The sequence below is a fragment of the Tistrella bauzanensis genome, from assembly GCF_014636235.1.
Lineage (GTDB): Bacteria > Pseudomonadota > Alphaproteobacteria > Tistrellales > Tistrellaceae > Tistrella > Tistrella bauzanensis.
The window spans coordinates 1-25975 of sequence record NZ_BMDZ01000006.1 but is presented as its reverse complement, the minus strand read 5'-3'; the positions used below and the strand labels follow the sequence as shown (position 1 = coordinate 25975).

The window sequence follows — 25975 nt, the reverse complement described above, 5'->3', positions numbered from 1 at the left end:
CGGTCAGCCTCCGCCCATGCGGTCGGCCAGCAGGCGCAGGGCCGCCGGATCGGCGCGCCCCGGCCGGTCCAGGGCACGGGGGCCGTGCGACACGAAGGCCGCGACCGCCCCCAGCAGGGCACGCAGCCGGTCGGGCCCGGTGCTGTCGAAGGGCAGCAGGGCGCCGCCGGTCATCCGCGCGATCCGCTGGAAGCCGGCGGCCGCCACCGGATCATGTCCTTCCTGAAAGATGAAGGCGCGCACACCGAGCAGCGCCAGATCGGCCGCGTGGCCGTCGAGCACGTCCTGGGGTTCCTCCAGCGCGTCGCCCACGAAAACCAGCGCCTTCACCGGCACCACGCGCGCCTCGGCCACGGCATGCGACAGGACGCGTGCAATCTGGGTGCGGCCGCCCCGGCAGTCGATCCTCGACATGGCCCGGGCAAGCCCTTGGGCGTCGCCCGTCCAGCGGCTGGCGCGGCATTCGTCCAGACCGCGATAATAAACCAGTTGCACCGCCAGCCCGCCATCGCCGGCAACCCGGAACATCTCGCCCTGCTGGCTCTGGGCCAGATCCCAGCCCGGCTGCCGGCTCTGGGTGGCGTCCAGCGCCAGGATCAGCCGAGCGGCACCCGTGCCGGCGGCGGCAGGCTGCGCCGGTGCCATCTGGCGGGCCTCGGCCAGAAAGGCATCGACGGCGCCGCGCGATGCCGGCTGCACATGACCGGATGGCGGTGTGCGGCCGCGGCGATGGTCCAGATCTGAGCGGTCACGGGTCATCAGGCGGGGGTTCCGGGCATGCTGGCAGGATATCAGCCCCTGAAACACAAGGCTCATACAGGCGATGTGGTGTCGCCGCCCCCGATGGCCAATGGCTTTGATCCGCCGACGTCGATCCGCCGTCGCCGATCCTTCTGGCGGGTTCAGGGGATGATCGACCAGTTGCCGGAAAGGGGAATATAGGTCGTGTTTGCGGCGGCAACGCCGCCCGCGACCGCTTCCAGGGCGGCGTCATCCAGATCCCGGTCGCTGCTGCTGCGCTTCAGCCGCGGGATCAGTGACCGCCAGTCGAATTTGAAACCGCGGGACTGGCCGGCCTGGCCCAGAATCTGTGCGGCCTCCTCTGGCGTCATCGCCGCGATCAGCGCCGCCGCGGTCTGCGGATCGGCGGCCAGAATCATCAGATTGGCAGTGGATATCATCGGGTGCGCTCCGGCTTGCCGAGATGTGGATCAGTTGGCGGTGATCGACCAGGGTCCGGCCAGCGGCACGGGCATGCCGCCGGCGCCGCCGGCGACGCCTTCAAGCGCCGCATCGTCGAGGTCGCGATCGGCCGACTGGCGCTTCAGTCGCGGGATCAGCGATCGCCAGTCGAATTTGAACCCGCGCGCCTCGCCGGCATCGCCCAGAACCCGGGCGGCATCCTCGGCGGTCAGCGCCATCACCAGCGCCCCGGCGACGGTCGGGTCACTGGCAAGCATGATCAGGCGGGATGTGGGAACCATGGCTGCATCCTCCGTGGGGCGCCTTGTCGATCATCGACGGCCACAGAATGCACCGGCCGGGCGCCTTGCGCATCCGGGAATGGCCGGCCGGGTTGCCCGTGGTTCACCGGGCCATGCCGTCGGCGCGGCGTCCCGGCACGCTCCGATCACCTGGGGCCGTATCGCCAGCGATCGATCATGAATGCCACCTGGCGATCATCCGGGGTCAGATGAGACAGGCGGTCGCGGCGATGCAGCCAGATCGATACGAGTTCGGGCACGAAACCGCCGGCCAGGACGTCCGGGCTGAAATTGCCATGGACATCGCCCTCCCATGGTCGGGTCGGCGGCTCGCCGGTCAGCAACTGGCCACCGGTTCGCGGCAGGTCCGAGAATGAGAAGGCCAGCGGCTCATCGGGATAGAAGCCGGGATGCCATGCCTCGATGCCGCCACCGATATTGACCAGCCCGGTCGCCGCATGGGCGATCCAGGCGTCGATACTGCGTGCCAGCAAGCGGAACAGCGACTTGTCGCCGTGGTCGGGAAACAGGTTCGCACCATGATACAGGATCAGCTCGATGCCGTCGGTCAGTCGCGCCTGTCTCGCCTGAAATCGGGTCCGGCGCGCGAACACCTTCAGCTTCAGGGCATGGTCGGCGTCGCTCAGATCACGGTCATTGGTGGAAAGCAGCATGTCGGCCCGAGGGTGTTCCGCAAAGCGCAGCGAGAAGGCCGGTGTCAGGCCGGCGCGGAGATTCTCGCGTGCCGCCGCGATCGCCCGCAGATTATCCGCCACCCGTCCGCCGAGCGTGTCCTTCAGCGACACCACGAATTCGGCGGGAAGCGGCGCGGGGCGCGTGACCGGGGCGGGTGCGGCAGTGGGTGTGGCGGAGGGCGGGGGATCTGCCGGCAAGACGGTCATGGCCGGATACTGCCGTGTCACCCGGTCGAAGATCATCTCGATGGTCGCCAGATAGTTCGGCACCGATATCACCGGCGCCACCTTGCCGCGCGCGCCCTGACGCACACCCAGCCACACGCCATAGGCATGCATGGCCCGATCGTCGCTGGCCCCGGCGGCGACGGCCAGGGTCAGTTCGCGCAGGCCGCGCGCCAGATCGGCCGTCTGGGCCGCCGGCATGCCGGGATCGGCGGTCGCCACGGCAAAGGACCGTATCAGCTCTTTCGGAACCGGGTCGGCATGGGCCGCGATCGCGAACCGGACCCGGCCATTGGCGCCGATGGTGAGAAAGCCCGCGCGGGTCTTCTGGACGCGTTGCGCCAGGTCGCGATGCGGTGGCGCCAGGACCGTGTATGACGCCTCCGCCAGTCTGGCAAGCCGACTGCCGCTCAGCAGATCGATTGCCGGCGTTTCGGTCAGGATCGCCGAATTGCCATCCTTATGGACAGCAAGGGCGCGTTCCCATGCCGTCACCGGCACCAGACTGACGATCTGGTCATCGGCGGATGCGCGGTGGAGGATCTTGAGCAGCGTCTGTTCCAGGTCGATCTTGGCGTCGCGCAGATGATGAAGCGCGGTCACCCGGCCGCTGACGCCCAGGCTGTCCCACGGCACCTCGACGATGACATCCAGATCGCTTGACTCCGCGTCGAAACGCAGGCCGTCGTCATTGACCGCGCTGCCGAACAACCAGGCGCCGCCGATCAGCCCCTGGTTGGCGACGGTCTGGCTCCATGAGGTCAGCGCCTCGACCGCCCGATCGAGCATCGGGCTTCTGATCAGCGGTGATGGTGGCGTGTCGGCGGGACCGGTCATCATGCACACTCGAACCAGGATCATGTGCGCACAATTTTAGGCGGGCCAGAGGTGCCGTCAAGCGGCCGTCACGCTGGCCCGTCACGCTGGGCGGTCAAGCCGGGTCGTCACGTCGAAACGGCAGATGATCGGCCAGCGCCTCGGTCTCGGCGTCGACCGCGGCGCGTTCCTGGTCCAGAAAGCCCTTCACCGCGCGGGCAAGGCGCGGATCGGCGATCCAGTGGGCCGAGCGGGTGGTGACCGGTTCATAGCCGCGCAGCAATTTGTGGCCGCCTTGGGCACCGGCTTCGACCCGGGCGAGGCCGCGCTCGATCGCCACATCGATCGCCTGATAATAGCAGGTCTCGAAATGCAGAAAGGGCAGGTCGACCACCGCCCCCCAGTTGCGGCCATAAAGCGCGTCGTCGCCGATCAGGTTCAGGGCGCCCGCAACCGGGCGGTCGCCGTCATAGGCCATGATCAGCACCACGCGCTCGGCCATCATCTGGCCCAGCCGGTCGAAGAAATCGCGGGTCAGATAGGCCTCGCCCCATTTGCGGTCGACCGTCGCGTGATAGAAGCGGTGAAAGGCGTCCCAGGCCTCGGCGGTGATGTCGGCGCCGGACAGGGCCCGGAAGCGCAGGCCGCTGTCGGCCACCTTCTGGCGTTCCTTGCGGATGGTCTTGCGCTTGCGGGCCGCCAGCCCCGCCAGGAAATCGTTGAAACTGCCATAGCCTCGATTATGCCAGTGGAATTGCACGTCATGGCGTTCCATGAAGCCGGCCATGGCCAGCGGTGGCATGTCGTGATCGGCGACGAAGGTGGCATGTACGCCCGACACCTCCAACGTCTCGGCCACCGCCACCAGCCCGTCGGCCAGCGCCCGGCGGATGGCCGGCGCGTCGGGGCCATCGCCCGCCAGCAGGCGCGGCCCCGGCACCGGTGTGAACGGCACAGCGGCCTGAAGCTTGGGATAATAGGCGCCGCCCGCCTGTTCATAGGCGCGCGCCCAGCTGTGGTCGAAGACGTATTCGCCCCAGGAATGCGCCTTCAGATACAGCGGCACGGCACCGACCAGCCGGCCTGTGGCGGTCGACAGGATCAGATGCCGGGGCAGCCAGCCGGTCTGTTCCGACACCGAGCCGGATTGTTCCAGCGCGTCCAGAAAGGCATGGGCGAGGAAGGGATTGCCGGGACCGGCCAGGGTGTCCCATGCGGCCGGGTCGATCTCGGCCATGCTGCCGGCGGTGGTCAGGGTCAGGCGCGTGTCCTGCTCGGTCATCGGCTCCGGTTCCGGCGTCTCGTGTTGCTTGGCGATGGATCCTCCTATACTTGGCGCCCCGGCGCCGGGGAGCAAGGCTCGACCGCGGCCGGTATTGCGCCGGCACGGCCGCGGCTGCGGACATAGACCGCGCAGAACACCAGCCCGATGCCATAAGAGGGCGCGATCGTGGCCAGGATGCGGGGCGTGCCTGCGATGGCATGGGCCGCCGCGAACACCAGCGCCAGCAGGGTGATCGGCAGCACCGCCGCCGCCAGCCGCCGCGTCAGGCCGGCCGGTGCGTCGCCCGTGGTCAGCACTGCATCCATCGCCATGGTCAGTATGGCGGTGGCGCCGAAGCTCAGCGCGAACTGCACGCCCGCGGCCCGCAGGGCCGCTGCCGGATCGGCCGTGTGGTTGGCGAAATATGCCCAACTGCCATAGATCAGCCCCGATGCGAGCCCAAGCATCAGGGCGCGCCGCGTGACGATCACGCGGCTCATGAAGCGGCGGCCCTGAGCGGTGCTGCATCCTGCGCGTCTTCGGCCGCATCGTCGCCGGCGATCTCTTCCAGAATGAAGCCGGTCAGGGCACGGACACTGGCAAAGGGGCTGACCTTGCGCGACACCGCCTTCTCGGAGGTCAGAGAGACCATCGCGCCCAGATCGTCTTCCAGCTTTTCCTCGACCGTGGTCAGGAAGTTGACCAGCCCCATGCTGTCGAACACACCACCGGTGCCGTACAGGATCAGGTCGGGGCCGGGGCCGAGATCGAAGGGTTCGTCGCGATCCTCGTTCACCTCGCCAAGTGTTGCCATGATGATGTCGTGGATCTGCCGTTCGGTTGCCTGGGCCATCGTCGGGCCTCCTTGTGGTCTGGTGGTGGGTGGTCTGGTGGTGGGTGTGGTGGCAGGTGGCCTGGTGGTGGTCATGCGGGCAGGGTTGCGGGCGCAAGCAGCGCCTCGTCGATGATGCCGGCGATCTCGGGCAGCAGCCGGTCGGCCAGCAGGTCGAAATGGCCGCCATCGACATCGATGCGGGTGAAGCGGCCGGTGGTGTGGGCGGCCCAGCGGTCGGGCCGGTGCTCGGCCGGATCGCGGCGGGCCGATATCATGGTGATGTCGCCACGGATGGCGCCGCGCGCCTGCCAGCCGGCGACGGCACGGGCATTGCGCAGCACCAACGCCTTCAGCCGTGCGATGGCAGCCCGGTTCAGCGTGGCGGCGGTCCGCCCCATGGCATCGCGGGTATCGAGGGCTCGGCGGCTGAACTCCCGCTCGAATGTCAGCGAGACCGCGTCGTCATGCGTCGGCACCGGCGCCACCGCCGTGTCCAGCAGCACCAGATCGACCCGCGCGCCGGGATGGGCGGTCTCGATCAGCCGGGCCGCCTCGAAGGCGACCATTCCGCCCAGCGAATAGCCGACCAGACGCCAGCGGCGCCGGGCCGCGCCGTCATCGGCGGCCGGATCGGGCTGGCAGGCCAGCATGCAGGCAGCGGCATGGCGGGCGAATTCCGGCAGGCCGGCGGCAGTGGCGGCCGGAAAGCGCAGGCCGATCGCCGGATGATCCAGCCGTCGGGCCAGATCCAGGAACACCGCCGGCTCGCCCGCGACCGGCGGCAGCAGGAACAGCGGCGGCCGATCGCAGGCCGGATCGCGCGGGGTCAGTGGCACCGGATCATCGGTGGCCGGGCGGCCATCGCGCGACCGCTCCAGGGCCGCGGCAAGCCCGGCAGGCGTCGGGTGCAGGAACAGTTGTTTCAGATCAGCGCGCAGGCCGGTCGCCGCCTCCACCTCGGCCAGCAGCCGCAACGCCAGCAGCGAATGACCGCCGGCCAGGAAGAAATCGCTGCCGGCATCGATATCGGCGGCATTCAGCATCTGCGCGAATACCCGGGTGATCACGGCCTCAAGCGGCGTGGCCGGGGCCAGGGCCGTGCGGGGCCCATTCAGGGCGTCGACCGGCATCGGCAGCCGGGCGGCATCCAGCTTGCCATTCGGGCGCACCGGAAGGCTGTCGACCGCGATCAGCGCCGCCGGCACCATCCAGCCGGGCAGGCGTTCGGCGACCCAGGATCTGAGGGCTGCCGCATCCAGCGCCACGCCGCCGGTGGCATACCAGCCGATCAGCCGCTGCCCGCCCGGCATGCGCACCGCCCTGACCGCCGCTTCGCGCACGGCGGGATGGCCGAGCAGGCGGTCGGCGACCTCGTCCGGCTCCACCCGCGCGCCATCGATCTTCACCTGATCGTCGGACCGGCCCAGATAGAGCATCACGCCATCGGGGGTGAGCAGCGCACGATCACCACTGTCATACCACCGGCGTCCGGTGCCGTCCGGCGCGATCGGGAAGCGCCGGGCGGTCAGATCCGGCCGGCCCAGATAGCCGCGGGCAAGCTGCACGCCGCCGATCATCAATGCGCCCGGCCGCCCCACCGCGACCGGGGCGCCGTTCGTCGGGTCGACCACATGCAGGCTGGTGTTCCAGACCGGGCGGCCGATCGGCACCAGGGTGTCCTGCGGGTCGCCGTCATGGCGACTGACGTCGATCGCGGCCTCCGTCGGGCCGTACAGGTTGATGATCCGCGCAGCCCGCCAGCGCGCCGCGACGGTGCGCACGCATTCGGGCGGCAATGCCTCGCCACTGGTGATCACCAGCCGGACGCCGGCCATGTTGGCGTCGTCGGCCGGTGTCATCGCGGCCAGCGCGGCATTCAGCGCCGACGGCACGAAATGCAGGCAGGCGACCCGGTGGCGGGCGATCAGCGCCGCCAGGGCCGCCGGGTCATGGGCGGTCAGAGCCGGGCACAGCACCATCGGCGCGCCGAAGGCCGGCGGCATCAGCATTTCCCATACCGAGACGTCGAAACTGCTGGTGGTGCGGTGCAGGACCGGCTCGTCCACGCGATGGCCCAGCGCGTGCCATTGCCAGACCAGACGATTGAGCAGGGCCCCATGCCCGATCATCACGCCCTTGGGCCGGCCGGTGGTGCCCGAGGTATAGAGCACATAGGCAAGGTCATCGCCCCCAATGGCCGGCAGGTCGGGCAGAGGCGGCGTCGCGGCGATGTCAACATCGGCGGTGTCGCCGATCACCAGGAGCGGCGCCGGCGGCGCCGTGCCCAGCTGATCGGCGAAGGTGGGCCGGTCGACGAAGGTGGGGCTGTCGATGAAGGTGGGACGGTCGGCGAAGGCTGGGCAGGTCACGATGGCCGTGGCCGACGCATCCGCGGCCAGTTCTGCCAGCCGCGCCGGTGGCAGGGCCGGATCAAGCGGCAGGAAGGCGGCGCCGGCCTTCATCACCCCGATCACGGCGGCGATCATTGCCGGGCTGCGATCGATCATCACGCCGATCACCGGCTGATCGCCGGCGGTGGCCCCGGTGTCGATCAGCCGCCGGGCGATGGCATCCGACCAGCGATCCAGCGCGCCCAGGCTGGTGACGGCGCCCGCCGCCGTGATCAGTGCCGGCGCCTGCGGGGCTGCCGCCGCCGTGGCACGGATCAGGTCGATGACGCTGGCGGCATCGTCGGCAGCCCCCGGCAGGGGGCGGGCGGTGTCGTTGAACCGGGCGATCAGCCGGGCCTCGGCCCCGGGCATCGGCGCCAACAGCATGCCAAGCGGCGTCTCGGGGGTGGCATCGGCCAAGGCATCGAGCATCGGCCCCAGGCGATCCAGGGCAGGACTTGCGCCAAGCTCACCCCAATGCGCCGCATCCATGGCCAGATCGAAATCCACCAGCCCCTCGCCGCCCAGATCGCGGACATGCAGCGACAGGGCGTATTTGTCGCCCTCATGGCTGATCGGGTGCAGCACGGTGGCGCAGCCGTCGAAACTCGGCGTGCGGGCGCGGGTTTCGAACGAGAACAGAACATCGCCCAGCATCGCGTCGCCCCCGCCGGGCCGGCGGCCAAGGGCCTTGCCGATCGCGCCCATCGGCAGGCGCTGGTGGCGGAATCCACGGCGCATCGCGGCCTGAACCCCGGCCGTGGCGGTGCCGACTGTGGCATTCGGGTCGATGGCGAGCCCCAGCGGCATCAACCGGACATAGGGCGTGATCGCGGCGCGCTCGGCGGCGGTCATCCGGTTGCGCACCGGGGTGGCCAGAACGATCGCCTCCTGGCCGGTCAGGTCATGGACCAGCAGGCCGAACAGCGTCATCAGCAGGGCCGGCATCGGCGTGCCGCAGGCCGTGGCCACCGCCTCGATCCGGCCGAACCTGTCGCGGTCGATCGACAATCGCGCCTTCAGCGACGGGCCGAAGGGCGGCCGGCGCAGGAAGGCCGCCGGCTGCATACAGGCCAGCTCGGCGGCCCAGAACGCGGCATCCGCGGCGGCTTTCGGGCTGTCGATCCACGCCAGTTCCGCAGTGGGATCGGGCAGCGGCGCCGGGTCCGGATCGGGCGAGACACCAGACCTGATCGCGTCATAGGCGCGGCGGAACCGGTCGAACAACTGCAGGCCTGCCCAGCCATCGATGATCAGGTGATGGCAGCGGAACAGCACGATCCGCCGGTGGGGGTTGATGCGGATCAACCGCATGTCGTGCATCAGCCCGCCGTCTTCGGGCCGGATCGGTTCCGCCCACAGCGCCTCGGCGCGCGCCACACCGGTCATCTCGGGCTCGGCCGTGGCCGAGATATCCTCGATATCGATGTCGAGCGCATCGGCATCGTCCGGCGGTGCCACCGCCAGCATCGGGCGATGGTCGCGCACCACCAGCCGCGCCCGCATCGCCGCGACGTCGCGACCGGCGGCGCGATAGGCCGCCCGCGCGACATCTTCATCGAACGGGCCGTCGACATGCATCTGGCCGCCGACCAGATACAACCGGTCGGGGTTGAGCGTGCGATCGAAATAGATGTCGCGCTGCGCAAGGTTCAGGTCGTGCAACTGGGCGTCGCACGGTCCGGCGTCATAAGGCATTGCGGGCCTCCTGGACACGGCAGGTCTTGGGCCGGTTGCGGGGGAGCGTCGACAAGGGCCGGATGTCAGCCGTCCTCGATCAGTTCACGCAGCAGATCCTGGCCCAGCGGCCAGACCCCGAAGCCGCTGTCGGCATTGATGTGTCCGGCGTCGCGGATCTCGACCAGATCGGCGCCCCAGGCGGCCGCGAAGGCGCGGGCGCGTTCCGGTGCCACGAACGGATCATCGGTGCTGGCCACCACCAGGGTGGGGAAGGGCAGCCGGCCCATGCCCACAGGGGCAAAGACCCTGGCCTCGTCAGGGGTGTGGTCGGGGCTGTCGACATCCGCCGGCGAGACCAGAAGGGCGGCGGCGATCCTGCCGGCGCGGGCGGATGTCTCCGCCCAGCGCACCACCATGGCGCAGGCCAGGCTGTGCGCCACCAGCACCACCGGCGACGGCGCCAACGCCACCGCCTCTTCCAATGACGCCAGCCATTCATCGGCGACCGGGTGGTCCCAGTCGCGTTGCCGGACCCACCGCCAGCCGGGGTTTTCCGCGCCCCACAGGCTCTGCCAGTGGTTGGGGCCGGACCCGCCAAGCCCCGGCACGATCACCACGGTCCGGCGCGGCACGGCATCTGCATCGGTCACGGGCATGGCATCAGACCTCGTATTCCGCACCGACGCCGTCGAAGCGCAGACGGTGCTGGACCTGGACCGGCGCATCGCTGCGGTCATAGCCTTTCAGCATCCCGGCCTCGATCAGCCGGATGATCATCTGCGACGACAGATCGGGGCCGTCATCGGCCTGCTTCAGCCGCTTGACCAGATCGCGATAGCCAACCCGCTCCGTCTTCAGGCCGGCCAGCACCGCACGATGGGCATCGGTCATCGGGTATTTCACCATCCGCCGCCCGGTGTCGTCGGCCACGAGCTGGCGTTCGACCAGTTGGAAGCTCAGCGGGTCGACCTTGAAGGTCGGCACCAGCGAGACCTCGCCGCCGGTCCATTCGAACCGGTCGATGCGGTTCAGGCTGCGGGTCAACTTGCCGATCCACTGCACGCGCTTGGCGGCCAGTTCCTCTTCCGTGAAGTCATCGGTCAATTCGGTGCGCAGATGCTGGCCCAGGCTGATCATGTTGCCCGAGCGGTTGACGAAATCGCGCAGCAATTCATCCTCGCCGGCGGTCTCGGCGGCGGCCTGACCGGTCATGCGGGCAAACCAGGCCTTGTCGCTGAACCGCTTGTCGCCCAGCCCCTGCACCCGTCGCTTCGACCAGAAGGTCGAGGCCGGCATCACCTCGGACGCATAGCTGTAGAACGAGGCCAGAAACTCGTGATACTGCGAATAGCTCTCGCGATAGGCGGCATCGTACCAGGCGTGGATGTCGTCGGCGCGGTCGGGATTGTCGAGCAGGAAGTCGATCGCGGCGCCGGCATAGACGCCCGACTGGGTGGCCAGATGCACCCCTTGCGAGAACAGCGGATCGGTGAAGCAGGCGCTGTCGCCGGCAAGGAAAGCGCGGCCGACCGACATCTTCTCGGCATTGTACGACCATTCGCGGATGATCCGCGGCTCGGCGCGGGGATCGTCCAGATCGACGATGCTCGCGACCTCGGGCGCCGATCGCAGGCACTGGTCCAGAAACGCCTGCCGGCCGGTTTCGTGGATGTCGCCGGCATTGTCGACATCGACCACGGCGCCCACCGAATAAGTGCCGTCCTTCAGCGGGATCATCCACACCCAGCCCTTCTCGAAGGTGATCGAGAAGGTGGTGCCGTCCAGGTCGCCGGTGAATTTGCGGATCGCCGGGTAATAGTTCCACACCGCCAGCGAGCGATAGAATTCGTCATAGCGGCGCAGGTTCAGTTCCCGCGCGATCAACCCGTTCTGACCGGTGGCATCGACCACATAGCTGCCGGGCAGCACGACCTCGTGATCGCCCTCCACCGTGCGGGCCCGCACCAGCACGCCGTCGCTGTGGTCGTAATCGATGGTGGTGACGGCGTGGCCCATGCGCACATCCACCCCGGCATCGCGGGCGGCATCCAGCAGCAGGCCGTCGAATTCCTGCCGATAGACCTGGATGGCATGGTCATAGATCCAGGGCTCGGGACGCGGGGTGGCGAAGGAGAAGGTCCACGGCGCCTGCCCCATGCCCCAGACGAAGGTGGCGGAGGGTTTGGAGACGAAGCCGCGTTCGTTGATGCGGTCCATCAGCCCGAGCCGGTCGAGCAGCGACAGGGTGCCGGGCAGCAGCGATTCGCCGATCTTGTAGGCGGGCTCCGATGCCCGCTCCAGCAGGATGACGTCGCGGCCGCGGCGGCGCAGGGTCAGGGCGGCAACACAGCCGGCCGGGCCGGCACCGATGATCAGGACGGGATCGGACATGGGGCGCATGGACCTCGATCGACGGGTTGCGGGATCAGCCCTCGCCGGCGGTATCGGCGGCGAGGATGGGGGCGGTGAACAGAAAGGCGGTCTTCGGCTGGTCCTTGCGGAACACGAAGGCGCCGGAGCCGACATCGGAGGCCACCGACACGCCGGCCTGGATACGGTTACGGTCACCCAGCGTCAGGCGTGGCTGGACCGAGGCGCTTATGCCGAAGAAATTATCGGCGCCGAGCGTCACATAGCCCGCCAGATGCACGCCCGATGCCAGCACGTTGTTGCAGCCCGACACGCCGTCATGACCGAAGGAGCAGCCGTAATTCATCACGGTGAACCGGCCGGGCCGCGCCTTGACGCCGACATGCGACCGCGGCCCCATCACCGATCCGGCGCCGATCGTGGCGCCCGGCATGATGGTGGCGGTGGGGTGGATGATGGTTGCCGCCGGCCAGCCGCCGCCGCCGTCACTGTCTGGAGCCTCGAACCAGCGGGCGATCAGCCGCGCGCGGATGGCGGTGTCGGCGATGCCCAGCGCGAAGAGTTCGGTGCCGTCGGGGCGATAGTCCTCCTCGCGGCCCAGCCAGCCCGGCTCGGGCGCGCCATGGCTCCGCCATGCCTGGTCCGAGACGTCGAGGAAGCCACGCAACCGGAAGCCGGCATCGGCGGCATAGGCCGCGACCTCCTGGGCGAAGCCGCCCGACCCGAAGATCACCAGATCGGTCATGACGCCTCCCGCGCGATCAGCTTCTTGAACCGGGCCGAATAGGGAATGTCGGTGACCACCTTCACCCGCACCGGCACCTTGAACGCGTCCAGACGGCTGCGGGCATGGGCCTTGACCGCCTTGACCAGATCGGGGCCGCCATCATTGCCGGCCGGCACGACCTCGGCCCAGACGCTCTGGCCGGTGATGGCGTTGGGCTGGCCGAAGACCTTGCAGTCGGCCACCAGACCCGATGCCATCAGCACGCCTTCCACCTCGGCCGGAAACACCTTCTCGCCGCCGACATTGATGATCTCCTTGGCGCGGCCCTTCACCTTCAGGAAGCCGTCGCCGGCCTCCTCCACCAGATCGCCGGTGCGGAACCAGCCGTCATCGGTGAAGGCCTCCATGCTGTGGTTCAGATAGCCCAGGATCCGCCGCCGGCTGCGCAGCCACAATTCGCCATCCACCACCCGGTGTTCGACCGCGTCATCGTCGAAGCGCATCAGCAGGCTGTCGGATGCCTTGCTGACGGTGGACACGATGCCGGTCTCGGAGGTGCCGAAGGTCTGTAGCAGCCGCGCCCGTGGCAGCCGGCCGCGCAGCAAGGCCAGCAACCCGTCGGGCATCGGTTCGGTGCCATAGGTGATCATCCGCAGGCATGACAGATCGTGGCGTGCGGCAACCCCGCTCATCAGCATCAGGTTCAGGAAGGTGGGCGAGGCCGGCAGCACGCCGACCCGGTGGGCGGCGATCGCGGCCGCGACACCGTCGGGCGTGCGGGCAGCGGGCAGAACCAGCGTGGTGCCCTGGGCGAGACTTGCGAAGATGGTGTTGATGCCGCCGATATGGTCGAACATCAGGAACAGCAGCAGCCGCACCGATTTGGCGCGCGGATCGCCGGCGATATAGCTGTCGGTCAGCCGGTCCAGATCGTGGAGCATCGCCTTCGGCCGGCCGGTGGTGCCGCTGCTGAACAGGATCAGCCCGGCACGACCGCTGGCCGCAAGCGCCGCCACCAGCGGCGCCGGGGCCTCGCCGGATGGCGGCAGCGCCTGCGGCTGGTGCCTGTCTTCCGGCGCCAGCCGCCAGCCTGCGCCGGCCAGTGCCGCCTTGTCGGCTCGTTCCGCCGCCACGGTCGAGGTATCGAGCGCCGTCACCGCCCCCAGGCTTTGCAGGGCCAGCAGCAGGGCCAGCGTGCCGGCCGCCGCCTCGCCATCCAGCTTCGCCACGGCACCGGGGCCGATGCCGGCGGCGGCAAGCTTGTGGCGGGCTTGATCGGCGGCGTCGGCCAGATCGGCGAAGCTGGTCTCGATACCGGTCGCGGCATCGATCAGCGCCACGCGCGGTCCCAGCGCGCGCAACCGGTCCAGGAAGCGATCGGCGGCGTCAGTCATGCGAACACCCCTCCCAGATAGATGACCTGGCCGGTCACCATGGCGGCCCCCGGTGCGGCCAGGAAATCGATCACCCGCACCACCTCGTCCATGGCGGCCAGACGCGGCACCGCCTGGGCCGCAAGCAGCCGGTCGATGGTCTCGGCCGGCACGGTGCGGGTCAGGCGGGTGCGCACCGGCCCCGGACCGACGGCATTGACGGTGATGCCCTGCGGCGCCAGTTCGCGGGCCAGGGTGCCGGTCAGGCTTTCGACCGCGGCCTTCGACGCGGCATAGGCGGCGGCACCCGCCAGCCGCAGCGGCACGGCGACGCTGGTCAGATTGATGATCCGGCCACCGGCTGGCGGCGATCCGGTATCGGCGGCATCGATGTCGTCTTGTGCATCCTTCCGTCGCGCCTCGGGCCGCATCAGGCGGGCGGCTTCCCGCGCGCAGACGAAGCTGCCGACGACATTGGTGCGCAGCATGGCGTCCAGCGTCGCCGCCGGGGTCAGCAGGGCATGGTTCATCGATGCGATACCGGCGGCGTTGACCAGCACGTCGATCCGGCCATGGGTGCGGCGGATGCGGCCGCACATCGCCTTCACCGCCGCCTCGTCGGCCACATCCAGCGTATGATGGTGATAGGCGGCATGATCGATGCCGGCATCACCGCGCGTGCAGCCATGAACGATGTCGCCCGCGCCCAGAAAATGCAGGGCCGCGCCGCGACCGATGCCCTTGCTGGCACCGGTGACCAGCACGATCCGCGATGGCGCGGCCGTGCAGGATGCGGGTATGGGCGACATGGCCTCTCCCTCTGTCATCGGCCGTCACGGCCGACACAGGGTCGCCTGCCCCACAGTGCTGCGCAGAATGTCCTCATCGGAGAGTCGTCCTGATGAACAAATTACCTATGGTTGCATTTTTCGACGGAGTCTCGACGCCATTGCCGTCGCGTCAAAACGACGGTGCAAAGCGTCGCCGGCTGTGGCGCGGGGGCAGGCGGCGCCGGGGTGCCCGGTCATGCATGGAGTGGGTGGATCCGGCACGCTGGGGGCGACGCGGGCACGGATCTGAAACGTCAGGGTTATGTCTTCCCAAGTATCTCCCGCCCCGCGGAATCTTCAACATTATTCTGGGTTGATGAGATTGGTGAATACAAACCAAAAGCGATCGCATCCCGGCTGCGACGATCCGGTGGCCGCCGCCTCAGGGCCGGTTCTGCTTGTCCGACCGCCGGACCGGGCCTTTGGGGCCATCGGGGCCAGGATGAGAGCCGGTGGCGGCATCGGCGCAGATCTGCCGCAGGGCCTGCCAGCCGGCATCATCCAGAAGGGCCGGTCCTGATGACAGCGTCTGGGCGGTGCCGGGCGCCGCTGCCAGCCGGTCGAGCCGTTCGACACTGACCGGGTGGCTGTCAAGGATCGTCCCCCGGCTGTCGCTGCCGGTGATGCGCACCAGCAAGTCGCCGAAGGCGGCGGGCGGACGCCCCAGGGCGGTGACGGTGGCGGCGGCGAAATCATCGGCCACGCGCTCGGCATCGCGCGACTGCGCGGCATCGAGCAGGGCGTTGGCCGCGAAGATGATCGCGGCGCCACCGGTGACGTCGCCGAACAGCAGGCCGATCAGAAACGAGGTGCCGCCGGCCCGGATCACCGTGCGCAGGCCGTCGCGATTGTGGACATGGCCCATCTCGTGGGCGATCAGCCCGGCCAGTTCATCCGGGGTTTCCGCTTTGCGCAACAGGCCGTCGAAAACATAGATCCGCCCGCCGGGCAGGGTTACCGCATTGGCGACCGGCGATGACAGCACCAGCACCTCGACCGGGCGGGCGATGCCGCCGGCCGTGCCGAGCGCCTCCACCATCCGCGCCAGGGCCGCCGCGCCATCGGGGCGGGTGCAGACCCGGCCGCCGAGCATGGCGCGCAGCCGTGTGTCGGTGGCATCGCCCAGGCGCTGTTCCACGCTCAACGGCACCAGCGGCGCCAGCCGGCCGGCGGCGAAGGGGATGCCATAGAGGACAAGGGCCAGGATCGACACACAGGCCGCCAGCGACCAGCCGACGATCTGGCGGGCGCGGCCATGGCCACGACCCGCGTCGCGCCCCGACGCCGGCAGGCGGGCGAGCAGGCTGGCCGCCAGGGCCTCGTCGGCGATCTCCAGCCGGGCCAGTGGCGGGCCCGACAGGCAGCGCAGGCGCAGCCGGCCATCGCCGTCGGCACGCCGGATGTCGCCATACGCCCAGCGCGCGATGGTGACGCCGTCTTCCTCCATCGCCAGATCGGGGCCCGTGACAAGCCGCACCGGATGCCTGCGGTTCGAGGCGCCGTCGTAGAAAACCGCCGGCGGCCGATCCGCCTGGTCGGGAGGCATCAGATCCCGCCCAGATTGAGGTCGAACCCGCCGGCAAAGCCTTCGCCCAGCGCATCGGCGGCGCTGCCCTGGCCGGTGACGCCATCGGCGGCCGACAGACCATGGATGGCGGTGGTCTCGGCGATCCGCGCCCAGATATCGCGGGTCAGATAGATCCGGATCACCACCCCCAACCCCAGCACCATCAGCAGATAGCCGATGGCGATGCCGGCCACCACCAGCGGGTGCTGAAATGCCATGGCATAATCAGGCGTGCCTCCCGGCACCGGCGCCGTCGCCAGCGCGGCGGCAATACCCAGCACACCGCCGAGCCACAGGCCCATCATCACCGCCAGCAGCACGGCCCAGCCGGTGGCCTTCCAATAGCAGCCGAACAGGCTGTCGCGGTCCAGATAGCTGTGAAAGCGCACCGCGCCGAAGCGGATGTTCGACACCCACCACTGCCACAGGATCGCGCGGAAAGCGGCCACCAGGAACGGGATGGGAATGATCAGCAGCACGCCGGGGATTGCCAGCAGCCATAAGGGCCAGCCCCGCCGGAACAGGGCGCCGCCGGTGCCGTCGAAGGCGCCCGCCAGCGTGCCATAGGCGGTGTGGCGCATCTTATAGCGTTCCAGCGCCGCCTGCCGCCATGGCAGCGCCAGCCCCAGGCTGATCACCACCAGCAGATCCCAGGCCACCATCCGCAGCGCATAGCCGATCCCCGATCCGGTCATCGAGGCGCGCAGGCCCCGCCAGACCGTGCGGGTGACCCGATAGCGCCGCGACCGATAGGCGGCGAAGCCCGCGAACACATACAGCACAAGCACCAGCGGCAGGCCGGCGAAGGCCTGCAGCCGTGTCGCCTCAAGCCCGATCAGGAAATAGGCCAGATAGACCGGCACCAGGATGGCGGTGGCGACCAGAAAGCCGATCAGCAGCTCGCGCGCCCGGCCGACATATTCCAGCGGGTCGCCATCGATCAGGGTATGCGACCACAGATGCCGGCGGATATCGGTGGCCAGCCAGAACCGATAGAAGCCGGCGGTCAGCAGTTCGAGCAGCGCCCCGCGCATCACCAGCCGCCGGAAGGTCGGGCGCCGGCCATGGAACCGCACCCAGCGGGCCGGTTCCGGGGCTGCCGGTTCCGGGGCTGTCGGTGCCAGGGCGGTGACTGCCAGGGCGGTGACTGCCAGGGCGGGCTGGTCCATCGAGGACACTCCGTCTGATCGCGGATCGCCGGCGGTCAGGCGGGCGACAGACCATCGCACCTCATGAACGGCCTGATCCGGTCATAACGGAAGATGTGACGACACGCAACTCAGGCGTTCATGGCGCCACATGTCAATCACTCTGTCGTCGGCGGCCACTCTGTCGTTGGCGGCTCAGGCCAGGGGGCCATAGGCCGAGATGTCGCGCGGGTCGGTCTTCACATGCACCAGCGCCGGGCCGTCATGGGCAAGTGCCGCGCGGAATGCCCCGGCGAAATCCTCCGTCCGCTCCACCGTGAAGCCGGCGGCGCCATAGGCGCGGGCCAGCATCGCGAAATCGGGCCGCGACAGCACCACGCCATGGTCGCGCCCACGGCCGATGCGGCGGGTCTGGTGCATCAGAATGGTGCCATAGACGCCATTGTCGACCACGATTACCTTGACCGGCAGCCGTTCCAGCACGGCGGTGGCCAGTTCCTGGCCGGTCATCATGAAGCCGCCATCGCCGGCGAACACCACCACCGGGCGCCGGTCATCGGCCGCCGCCGCCCCCAGCCCGGCGGGCAGGCCATAGCCCATGGCGCCGGCCTGGGTGGCGAACTGCGTGTCGGGACGGGTGAACGGCCAGTAGCGATGCACGAAGCCCGCGAAATTGCCGGCATCGATCGCGACCGCCGCATCGGGGCCGGCGATGCTGGCTGTGGTCATCACGACCGCCGCCATGTCCACGGCGCCCAGCACCGGGCGCACCGGATCGGCGGCGAAACGCGTGACCTCGCCATGGATGGCATCACGCCAGTTGATCCGGTCGGCCGGCGGGATGGTATCGGCCAGCCGGTCGGACAGCGCATCCAGGCTGGCCGTGACGTCGCCCACCAGCAGATGCGCGGGCAGATGGGGGTTTCGTCCGGCGGCGCGGGCGATCGCATCCGCATCGGGATAGAGATGGATCACGGTCTGATCGGCGGCCGGCATCGTCCAGCCCTCGGTGGTCACGTCGTCCAGCCGGCTGCCGGCGATCAGGATCAGATCGGCTTCGGCGAAGGCACGCTTCTGGGCCGGGCTGCGGCCCAGTCCCAGATGCCCGAACCACGCCGGATGATCGGCCGGCACCAGATCCTGGCGGCGGAAGGCGGTGGCAAGCCCGGCGCCGGTCAATCGGGCCAGCCGGTCCAGCGCGCCATGGGCGCGGTCGAAGGCCGCGATCTCGCCGCCGATGATGATCGGGCGCGCCGCCTGCGACAGCGCCTCGGCGGCGGCGATCACCGCCGCCGCACCCGGCAGGCCGGCGGCGGCGCGCAGATGCGCCAGATCCAGCGCATGGGCGGCGATGCCGTGGCTGATATCGGGCACGGTGGCGGCGGCATCCCCGGTCAGCACGCCCTCGGTCACGTCTTCCGGCAGGACCAGGATCACCGGGCCGGGGCGGCCGGCCATGGCGATGCGCAGGGCGCGCGCGGTGGCGCCGGCACAGTCGGCGGCGGCGCGCGGCTCGATCACCGCCTTGACCGCCTGGCCGAACATGGCGGTGTAGTCGACCTCCTGGAACGCCTCCAGCCCGTATTCGGCGGTGGCGATCTGGCCCACCATCAGCACCAGGGGCGTTGAATCCTGCGCCGCCACATGCACGCCATGGGCCGCGTTGCTGGCGCCGGGGCCACGGGTGACCATGGCAATGCCCGGCAGGCGCCGTGCCCGCGCCCAGGCTTCGGCGGCACAGGCAGCGCCGGTCTCGTGGCGATGGACCAGCAGGCGGATCCGGTCGTCATGCACCCGCAACCCTTCCAGCACCGCCAGATAGCTTTCGCCCGGCACGCAGAACGCGGTGTCGATGCCATGGGCGATCAGCGTGCGGATGATGGCCTCGCCGCCGGTGATGGTGGCGGCGGTCGCGTCAGTGGTGGTGGCGGTGGTCATGGGGCGGGGGTCTCCGGGGCGGCGGGGGATGCCTCAAAGCAGAACCGCCGCAAACCCCGGGGAGAGATTTGCGGCGGCATCAGGTCCGGATCAGGCGATCTCGGCGACGATCTCGACTTCCGTCGTCACGTCCAGGGGCAGTTCGTTCACCCCCACGGCCGAGCGGGCATGTTTGCCCGCGTCGCCGAAGATCTCGACCAGCACGTCGGAGGCGCCGTTGCCGACCTTGGGCTGATCGTTGAAGCCGGCGGCCGAGGAGACGAAGATCACGACCTTCACGATCCGCTTCACACGGTCGAGGTCGCCACCGCAGGCGGCCTTCAACTGGGCGATGCAGTTCAGCGCGCACAGCCGCGCCGAGGCGACGCCATCCTCGATCGAGCGTTCGGCGCCGAGCTTGCCCTTCCAGGCAACCGCGCCATCGGCGACCGGCACCTGGCCGGAGGTGTAGACGAGATTGCCGGTCACGGCGTATGGCACGTAATTCGCGACGGGGACGGCGGGCACCGGCAGGGTGATGCCCAGTTCTGCGAGACGCGCCTCGATCTTGCCCGACATTGCGCTGCTTGCTCCTATCAGTCGTGGATGAGGCCGGTCAGCGTCAGTCAGGCGCCGGGCCGGCCGGCCGCGCCGGCGGTCAGCCGGATCGCGACATTCTTGGTCTGGACATAGCCGAGCAGGGCTTCGACACCCTTTTCGCGACCATAACCCGACCGCTTCATACCGCCGAACGGCGTTTCGATGCCACCGGCAAACCACTCATTCACGAACACCTGACCGGCCACCAGACGCTCGGCCACCAGATGCGCGCGGGCCAGATCGCGGGTATAGACACCGGCACACAGACCGTAATCGGTGCCGTTGGCGATGGCGAGCGCTTCTTCGGCATCGTCGAAGGGCAGGATGGTCAGCACCGGGCCGAACACTTCCTGCTGGGCGATTTCCGAATCCGGCGTCGCATCGGCCAGCACGGTGGGGGCCATGAAATAGCCCGGACGCTCGATCCGCCGGCCGCCGGCGACGGCGCGGGCACCGTCCTGCACCGCGCGCAGGCACATGGCCTCGATCTTGTCGCGCTGGCCGTCGGAGATCACCGGGGTCAGTTCGCTGTCGTCGATGCCGGGGCCGACCGTCAGCGCGCCGGCGGCGGCGCCCATCCGCTCCACCACCTGATCATAGACCGCGCGTTCCACCACCAACCGGGCCGAGGCCGAGCAGACCTGCCCGGCATTGGTGAAGATGCCGCCGCGGGTGGAGGCGATCACCTGATCGATATCGGCATCCTTGAACACCACCCCGGCCGATTTGCCGCCAAGCTCCATCACCGCCGGCACCACCCGGTCGGCCAGCGCGTGCAGGATGCGGCTGCCGGTGGCGACCGAGCCGGTGAACACCAGATGGTCGATATCGCCATGGCCGGCCAGTGCTGCCCCCGCCTCGTGGCCATAGCCGGTCAGGATGTTGACCACACCCGCCGGCACGCCGGCGTCATGAACGGCCTCGGCCAGCGCCGCCAGCGACAGCGCCGACAGTTCCGGGGTTTTCATCACCACGGTGTTGCCGGTGGCAAGCGCGCAGGCGATGGAGCGCGCGCCGATCTGCAACGGGAAATTCCACGGCACGATCTGCGCCGACACGCCGAATGGCGCATGGACGGTGTAGTCGATATAATCGGGGCCGAGCGGGATCGACTTGCCTTCCAGCTTATCGGCGAGCCCGGCGTAATACTCGAAATAGCGGGCGGCGGCGCCGACATCGCCGCGGGCCGAGGAAATCCGCTTGCCGTTGTCGAGGGTCTCGACCAGGGCGATCTGTTCCGTGCGCTCCAGCAGGATGCGGGCGATGCGGTGCATCAGGCGCGACCGCTCCACCGGCTTCATGGTCAACAGCCGCCGGGCGTTGAAGGCGCGGCGGGCGGCAGCCACCGCCATGTCGACATCGGCGGCCCTGGCGCAGGCGATGTCGGCGATAACCTCGCCGGTCGCGGGGTTGACCACGGGGATGCGGCTGCCATCCAGGCTGTCGACGAAGCGGCCGTCGATATAATGCTGCCAGCTCCGCTTGATCTCGGTCGAACCGGTCATGGGCTTTCTGATGCCTCCCTGATGATGTCGACGCCCGGGGGTCCGGCGGTCATGCGGGGCGGGCATGCGGGGACGGGCGAAGGCGGCAGCATGCCAGCCCCGACCGGCGCAGACAACGTCCGCAAACAGCGATGCCGACAGAATTCCACCGGCCGTCCACTCAGGGGCGCCGGCCCGTCCATTACCGGGGACGGTGACGATCCGCCGCAGCGCGGCGGGTGCGGTTGGTCGCGGCGACGGTGGCGATCGTCACGCAATCAGGCGAAGATCAGATCCGACATGCGCTCCACCCATCCCATCAGCGACGGGACCATACAGCCGATATGCTCAGAATCGCCAACCGCACATTCGACGACATCCGCACCGGCGATGACGCGGTGCTGGTCCACGAAGCCGGCGCGTCGCTGGTCGACCGCCTGGGCACGATGGCGCTGGACATCGACCCCGCCCATGTCGACCCCGCCCTTGCCGCCGATGCCGGCTTCAGGGGCACGACGGCGCTGGGGGCCCTGCCGGGCCTGCTGATCGACCTGCTGATCGCGGCCGAACTGCCGGGGCCCGGTGCCGAGGTGCTGACCTCGCGGCTCGACCGGCTGTGCCCGGTGGTGGCGGGTGAAACCCTGACCGCGCGGGTGGTGGTGACCGCCATTGCCGCCGACCGCCGTCTGACGCTGGCCTGTACCGTCTCGGGCGCCGGCGGCCGGATGGTGGCCGAAGGTCACGCCGAGGTGCGGGCAGGGGCGGTCCGGGTCGACCGTCCCTATGTCATGGCGCCGGGGGCGGCGATCGCGGCCGCGGTGGCGGCGGCGCCCGAGAACCGGCCGGTCTATCGCCATCTGCTGGCGATGACCGCCGAGCTGCCGCCGATCGCGACCGCCGTGATCCATCCGGTCGATACCAATTCGATTGAAGGCGCGCTGGATGCGGCGGCGGTCGGGTTGATCCTGCCGATCCTGGTCGGCCCCGAAGCGAAGATCAGGGCCGCGGCCGAGGCCTGCGGCCGCAGCCTGGCCGGCATCCGGATCATCGATCAGCCCCACAGCCATGCCGCGGCCGAGCGCGCGGTTCTGCTGGTGCGCGAGGGCGAGGCGGCGGCGCTGATGAAGGGCGCGCTGCACACCGACGAAGTGATGTCGGCGGCGGTCGACAAGGCGTGTGGCCTGCGCACCGCGCGGCGGATGAGCCATGTCTTCGCTCTGGACGTGCCGGCCTATCCCAAGCCGCTGTTCGTCACCGACGCGGCGATCAACATCTATCCCAACCTGGATGCCAAGCGCGACATCGTCCAGAACGCCATCGATCTGGTCAGGGCACTCGGCACCGACCGGCCCAAGGTCGCGATCCTGTCGGCGATCGAAACCGTCTATCCGCCGATCGCCTCGACCGTCGAGGCGGCGGCGCTGTGCAAGATGGCCGATCGCGGCCAGATCACCGGCGGTGTGCTCGACGGTCCGCTCGCCTTCGACAATGCGGTCTCGAAAGCGGCGGCCCGCGCCAAGGGCATCGTCTCGGAGGTGGCCGGCGATGCCGACATCTTGGTCACCCCCGATCTTGAGGCCGGCAACATGGTCGCCAAACAGCTGATCCATCTGGCCGGGGCCGAGGCGGCCGGGCTGGTGCTTGGCGCGCGGGTGCCGATCATGCTGACCAGCCGCGCCGACGGCCCGGCCGCCCGGCTGGCCTCGGCGGCACTCGCCCAGATCTTCGTTCATCGTGGAGCACGGCCATGACCGCGACGCCCGCCAACCGGTCATCCGCCGATCAGGTATCCGCCAATCAGGCATCCCCCACGGAACGGCTGATCATCACCGTCAATGCCGGCTCGTCGAGCCTGAAATTCGGCGTGGTGCAGATGTCGGACATGGTCGAGATCGGCCGTGCCGAGGTGGAGATGATCGGCACGCTGAAGGGGCCGTCGGCCAATGGCCGCGGCGTGCATCTCGACGATATCGGCAACCCGCCCGAAGGATTGGCCGACCATGCCGGGCTCACCGCCTGGGCGCTGGGGCGGATCACCGACATCGTCCATCATCTGGGCGAGGTGGTGGCGGTGGGCCATCGCGTGGTCCATGGCGGTGCCAGCTTCTCGGCGCCGGTGCTGATCGACGATGCGGTGATCGAGGCGCTGAGCCGGCTGACGGCCCTGGCGCCCAATCATCAGCCGCATAATCTGTCGGGCATCGCCGCCACCCGCCGACTGTGGCCGGATCTGCCGCAGGTCGCCTGTTTCGACACCGCCTTTCACCGCACGCAACCTCGCCTGGCCCAGTTGATGCCGATCCCGCGTGAGCTGTCGGATGACGGCATCCTGCGCTATGGCTTCCACGGCCTGTCCTATACCCACATCGCCTCGGTCCTGCCCGACTATGCGGGCGACCGTGCCGACGGCCGGGTGATCGTGGCGCATCTGGGGCACGGCGCCAGCCTGTGCGGCATGCAGGGGCGGCGGTCGGTGGCGACCACCATGGGGTTCACGGCACTCGATGGCCTGATGATGGGCAAGCGTGCCGGCAGCATCGATCCGGGGGTGGTGCTGCACCTGATCCGCGACCGCGGCATGAGCGCCGCCGAAGTCGACCGGATGCTGAATGCCCGGTCGGGGCTGCTGGGCGTGTCGGGGATTTCCGCCGATATGCGGGTGCTGGAGGCATCGGACGATCCGAAGGCCGAGGAGGCGATGGCGCTGTTCGCCTATCGCGCCGCGCGCGAGGCGGGGTCGATCGCCGTGGTGCTGGGCGGATTGGACGTGCTGGTCTTCACCGCCGGCATCGGCCGCCACTCGGCGCAGATGCGGGCGCGGATCGCCGGATATCTGGCATTCATGGGGGCGGTGATCGACCCGGCGGCCAATGCGGCCCATGGCCCGGTGATTTCGGCACCCGACAGCCGGGTTCTGGTCCTGGCCCTGGACACCGATGAAGAGGCGGTGATCGCGCGCGAGACCGCGCGTCTCGTGTTTGCATGAGCCATTCGGCCCGGAATCCGTTTGGCGACATGATGTTGAGGCGATACAAACAGGACGGCGCGACCACCCGCATTGAAAGACGGCTCCCTTGAGGCTCAAGATCGACGTATCCCCCGGCGAGGTGATCGACAAGCTGGTCATCCTGTCGATCAAGGCGGCGCATATCGATGCGGCCGACAAGCTGGCGCATGTCCGGCGCGAGATGGCGGCGCTGGAGGAGGTGGTGGGGCCGGTGATCCGGGGCCACGACGCCCTGCCGCCCCTGATCGCCGAACTGCGCGAGATCAACCAGGCGCTTTGGGACATCGAGGATGCCTTGCGCGTGCATGAGCATGAGGCCGATTTCGGTCCTGACTTCATCGCCCGTGCCCGCCTGGTCTACCAGACCAATGACCGCAGGGCGGCGGTGAAGGCGAAGATCAACGATCTGCTCGGCAGCGATATCGCCGAGCAGAAGGCCTATTCGGTCTGACGCCCAGAATGGCGCAGTTGTTCATCGGCCCGACCCGGCTTGGCGACGCGATCCTGGTCAGCGGCGTGCTCGCCTGGATGCGGGATGATGCCCCCGACAGCCCCATCACCATCGCCTGCGGTCCGCAGGCGGCACTGGCCTTCAGCGGCTGGCAGGGCGTCGAGGCCATGCATGTCGTCCACAAGCGCCCGCATCACCGCCACTGGCTCGATCTCTGGCAGAAGACGCGTAACCGGCGCTGGCGTCGGATTGTGGATCTCAGGCGGTCGGCCCTGCCCTGGTTGCTGCGGGCGGATGCGCGCTATCGGATTCCGCCGGGCCTGCCGGGCGAGCATCGCGTGATCCAGGCGGCGCGAACCCTGGGTCTGCCACCCCAGATGCCGCGGATCGACCTCGCGGCGGCAGAGCGTGCCCATGCCCGGCGCGATCTGCCGGACGGTGTACCGGCACTTGCCATCGGCCCCGGCGCCAGCCAGATCTTCAAGACCTGGCCGGTTGAGCGGTTCGCGGCCGTGGCGGACCGGCTGCTGTCGATGGGGGGGCCGCTGGCCGGCGGACGGCTGGTGCTGCTGGGCAGCGACGCCGAGCGTCGGGACGCGGCGGCATTGTTCAAGCTGGTGCCGGCCGACCGGCTGGTCGACGGCTTCGGTCTGGATATCCCGGCCTCGGCGGCGTTGCTTGAACGATCGGCGCTGTTCATCGGCAATGACTCGGCGATGATGCATCTGGCGGTCGCGGCTGGAACCCGCACCGTCGGCCTGTTCGGGCCGACCCGGGATGACCATTACGGCCCCTGGGGGCCGAAAGGACTGGTCGTGCGCACGCCGGAGAGCGAGGAGGCCCTTCAGGCCCGACTTGCCGCCGAGGGTGGAGGCGGGTCGTTGATGGCGTCGCTGACTGTCGAGGCTGTTTGCGATGCGGTTCTGCGGCGCTGGCCTGATCTGTCGGCCGGCGCGCATCTGGCCTGACGGATGCATGCCGCGATACACCCGGTTGCCTGAGGCGCGACGCGATCCCGCGGGCGTCAATCGCAGGGCAACGAGTTCAGGTTAACGCGGTGATCGGAATCTCTGGCGCACGATAGTTTGGCGTGATTCAACAGGCTTCCACAG

At 69.3% G+C, this 25975-nt stretch carries 22 protein-coding genes; 4 read left to right on the top strand and 18 right to left on the bottom strand.

From position 1 onward, the window contains the following. Window positions 1-3: 3 nt before the first annotated feature. The 18 genes from IEW15_RS04270 to IEW15_RS04185 all read right to left on the bottom strand — a co-directional run bounded on the left by IEW15_RS04270 (window position 4) and on the right by IEW15_RS04185 (window position 21426). A complete protein-coding gene (locus IEW15_RS04270; protein ID WP_229707811.1) occupies window positions 4-759 on the bottom strand; it encodes a VWA domain-containing protein in 756 nt (251 codons plus the stop codon). A gap of 143 nt (window positions 760-902) precedes the next feature. Continuing rightward, window positions 903-1181, bottom strand: coding sequence for a hypothetical protein (locus tag IEW15_RS04265; protein WP_188575266.1), 279 nt, complete (start codon window positions 1179-1181; stop codon window positions 903-905). Between the two features lie 30 nt (window positions 1182-1211). Continuing rightward, on the bottom strand, window positions 1212-1484 hold the full coding sequence (locus tag IEW15_RS04260; RefSeq protein ID WP_188575264.1) for a hypothetical protein: 273 nt from the start codon (window positions 1482-1484) through the stop codon (window positions 1212-1214). A 146-nt stretch (window positions 1485-1630) separates the two neighbouring features. Continuing rightward, window positions 1631-3244, bottom strand: a complete 1614-nt coding sequence (locus tag IEW15_RS04255) for a hypothetical protein (RefSeq protein ID WP_188575262.1) — start codon at window positions 3242-3244, stop codon at window positions 1631-1633. Between the two features lie 91 nt (window positions 3245-3335). Continuing rightward, complete coding sequence (locus IEW15_RS04250) at window positions 3336-4502, bottom strand: GNAT family N-acetyltransferase (RefSeq protein WP_188575260.1); 1167 nt, start codon at window positions 4500-4502, stop codon at window positions 3336-3338. Between the two features lie 44 nt (window positions 4503-4546). Continuing rightward, on the bottom strand, window positions 4547-4984 hold the full coding sequence (locus IEW15_RS04245) for a hypothetical protein (protein WP_188575258.1): 438 nt from the start codon (window positions 4982-4984) through the stop codon (window positions 4547-4549). Further along, window positions 4981-5337, bottom strand: a complete 357-nt coding sequence (locus IEW15_RS04240) for a hypothetical protein (protein ID WP_188575255.1) — start codon at window positions 5335-5337, stop codon at window positions 4981-4983. The genes IEW15_RS04245 and IEW15_RS04240 overlap by 4 nt, the downstream gene beginning before the upstream one ends. Before the next feature lie 71 nt (window positions 5338-5408). Then, window positions 5409-9407, bottom strand: coding sequence for a non-ribosomal peptide synthetase (locus IEW15_RS04235; protein ID WP_188575254.1), 3999 nt, complete (start codon window positions 9405-9407; stop codon window positions 5409-5411). 65 nt (window positions 9408-9472) lie between these two features. Continuing rightward, window positions 9473-10045 (bottom strand): RBBP9/YdeN family alpha/beta hydrolase, encoded by a 573-nt coding sequence (locus IEW15_RS04230; RefSeq protein ID WP_229707810.1) that lies wholly within the window; start codon window positions 10043-10045, stop codon window positions 9473-9475. A 4-nt stretch (window positions 10046-10049) separates the two neighbouring features. Then, window positions 10050-11780 carry an NAD(P)/FAD-dependent oxidoreductase gene (locus tag IEW15_RS04225; RefSeq protein WP_188575251.1) on the bottom strand — a complete coding sequence of 577 codons (1731 nt, stop codon included), beginning with the start codon at window positions 11778-11780 and terminating at the stop codon, window positions 10050-10052. 34 nt (window positions 11781-11814) lie between these two features. Next, window positions 11815-12504 carry an acetyltransferase gene (locus tag IEW15_RS04220; protein ID WP_188575249.1) on the bottom strand — a complete coding sequence of 230 codons (690 nt, stop codon included), beginning with the start codon at window positions 12502-12504 and terminating at the stop codon, window positions 11815-11817. Next, on the bottom strand, window positions 12501-13880 hold the full coding sequence (locus IEW15_RS04215) for an ANL family adenylate-forming protein (protein ID WP_188575247.1): 1380 nt from the start codon (window positions 13878-13880) through the stop codon (window positions 12501-12503). Before IEW15_RS04215 ends, IEW15_RS04220 begins: the two co-directional genes overlap by 4 nt. Next, the gene (locus IEW15_RS04210; RefSeq protein ID WP_188575245.1) at window positions 13877-14668 is read right to left on the bottom strand and encodes an SDR family NAD(P)-dependent oxidoreductase; all 792 of its coding nucleotides are present in this window, start codon (window positions 14666-14668) and stop codon (window positions 13877-13879) included. The genes IEW15_RS04215 and IEW15_RS04210 overlap by 4 nt, the downstream gene beginning before the upstream one ends. Window positions 14669-15071: 403 nt before the next feature. Beyond that, complete coding sequence (locus IEW15_RS04205; protein ID WP_188575243.1) at window positions 15072-16235, bottom strand: M48 family metallopeptidase; 1164 nt, start codon at window positions 16233-16235, stop codon at window positions 15072-15074. Beyond that, entirely contained in the window at window positions 16235-17425 is a 1191-nt protein-coding gene (locus IEW15_RS04200) for a DUF898 family protein (RefSeq protein ID WP_188575241.1), read from the bottom strand. The genes IEW15_RS04205 and IEW15_RS04200 overlap by 1 nt, the downstream gene beginning before the upstream one ends. A 174-nt stretch (window positions 17426-17599) precedes the next feature. Continuing rightward, complete coding sequence (locus IEW15_RS04195; RefSeq protein WP_188575239.1) at window positions 17600-19342, bottom strand: thiamine pyrophosphate-dependent enzyme; 1743 nt, start codon at window positions 19340-19342, stop codon at window positions 17600-17602. A 90-nt stretch (window positions 19343-19432) separates the two neighbouring features. Beyond that, window positions 19433-19900 (bottom strand): RidA family protein, encoded by a 468-nt coding sequence (locus IEW15_RS04190; protein ID WP_188575237.1) that lies wholly within the window; start codon window positions 19898-19900, stop codon window positions 19433-19435. Window positions 19901-19947: 47 nt separating this feature from the next. Then, window positions 19948-21426: an aldehyde dehydrogenase family protein gene (locus IEW15_RS04185; protein ID WP_188575235.1), complete on the bottom strand. Its 1479-nt coding sequence runs from the start codon at window positions 21424-21426 to the stop codon at window positions 19948-19950. A gap of 323 nt (window positions 21427-21749) precedes the next feature. Here IEW15_RS04185 and IEW15_RS04180 point away from each other — a divergent pair, with 323 nt between their 5' ends. The 4 genes from IEW15_RS04180 (at window position 21750) to IEW15_RS04165 (ending at window position 25831) form a co-directional block, all read left to right on the top strand. Continuing rightward, window positions 21750-23156: a bifunctional enoyl-CoA hydratase/phosphate acetyltransferase gene (locus IEW15_RS04180; RefSeq protein WP_188575234.1), complete on the top strand. Its 1407-nt coding sequence runs from the start codon at window positions 21750-21752 to the stop codon at window positions 23154-23156. Next, window positions 23153-24391 carry an acetate/propionate family kinase gene (locus tag IEW15_RS04175; protein ID WP_188575231.1) on the top strand — a complete coding sequence of 413 codons (1239 nt, stop codon included), beginning with the start codon at window positions 23153-23155 and terminating at the stop codon, window positions 24389-24391. Before IEW15_RS04180 ends, IEW15_RS04175 begins: the two co-directional genes overlap by 4 nt. An 88-nt stretch (window positions 24392-24479) precedes the next feature. Further along, window positions 24480-24863 (top strand): DUF6165 family protein, encoded by a 384-nt coding sequence (locus IEW15_RS04170; protein ID WP_188575230.1) that lies wholly within the window; start codon window positions 24480-24482, stop codon window positions 24861-24863. Between the two features lie 8 nt (window positions 24864-24871). Beyond that, complete coding sequence (locus IEW15_RS04165; protein ID WP_188575228.1) at window positions 24872-25831, top strand: glycosyltransferase family 9 protein; 960 nt, start codon at window positions 24872-24874, stop codon at window positions 25829-25831. Window positions 25832-25975: the final 144 nt, after the last annotated feature.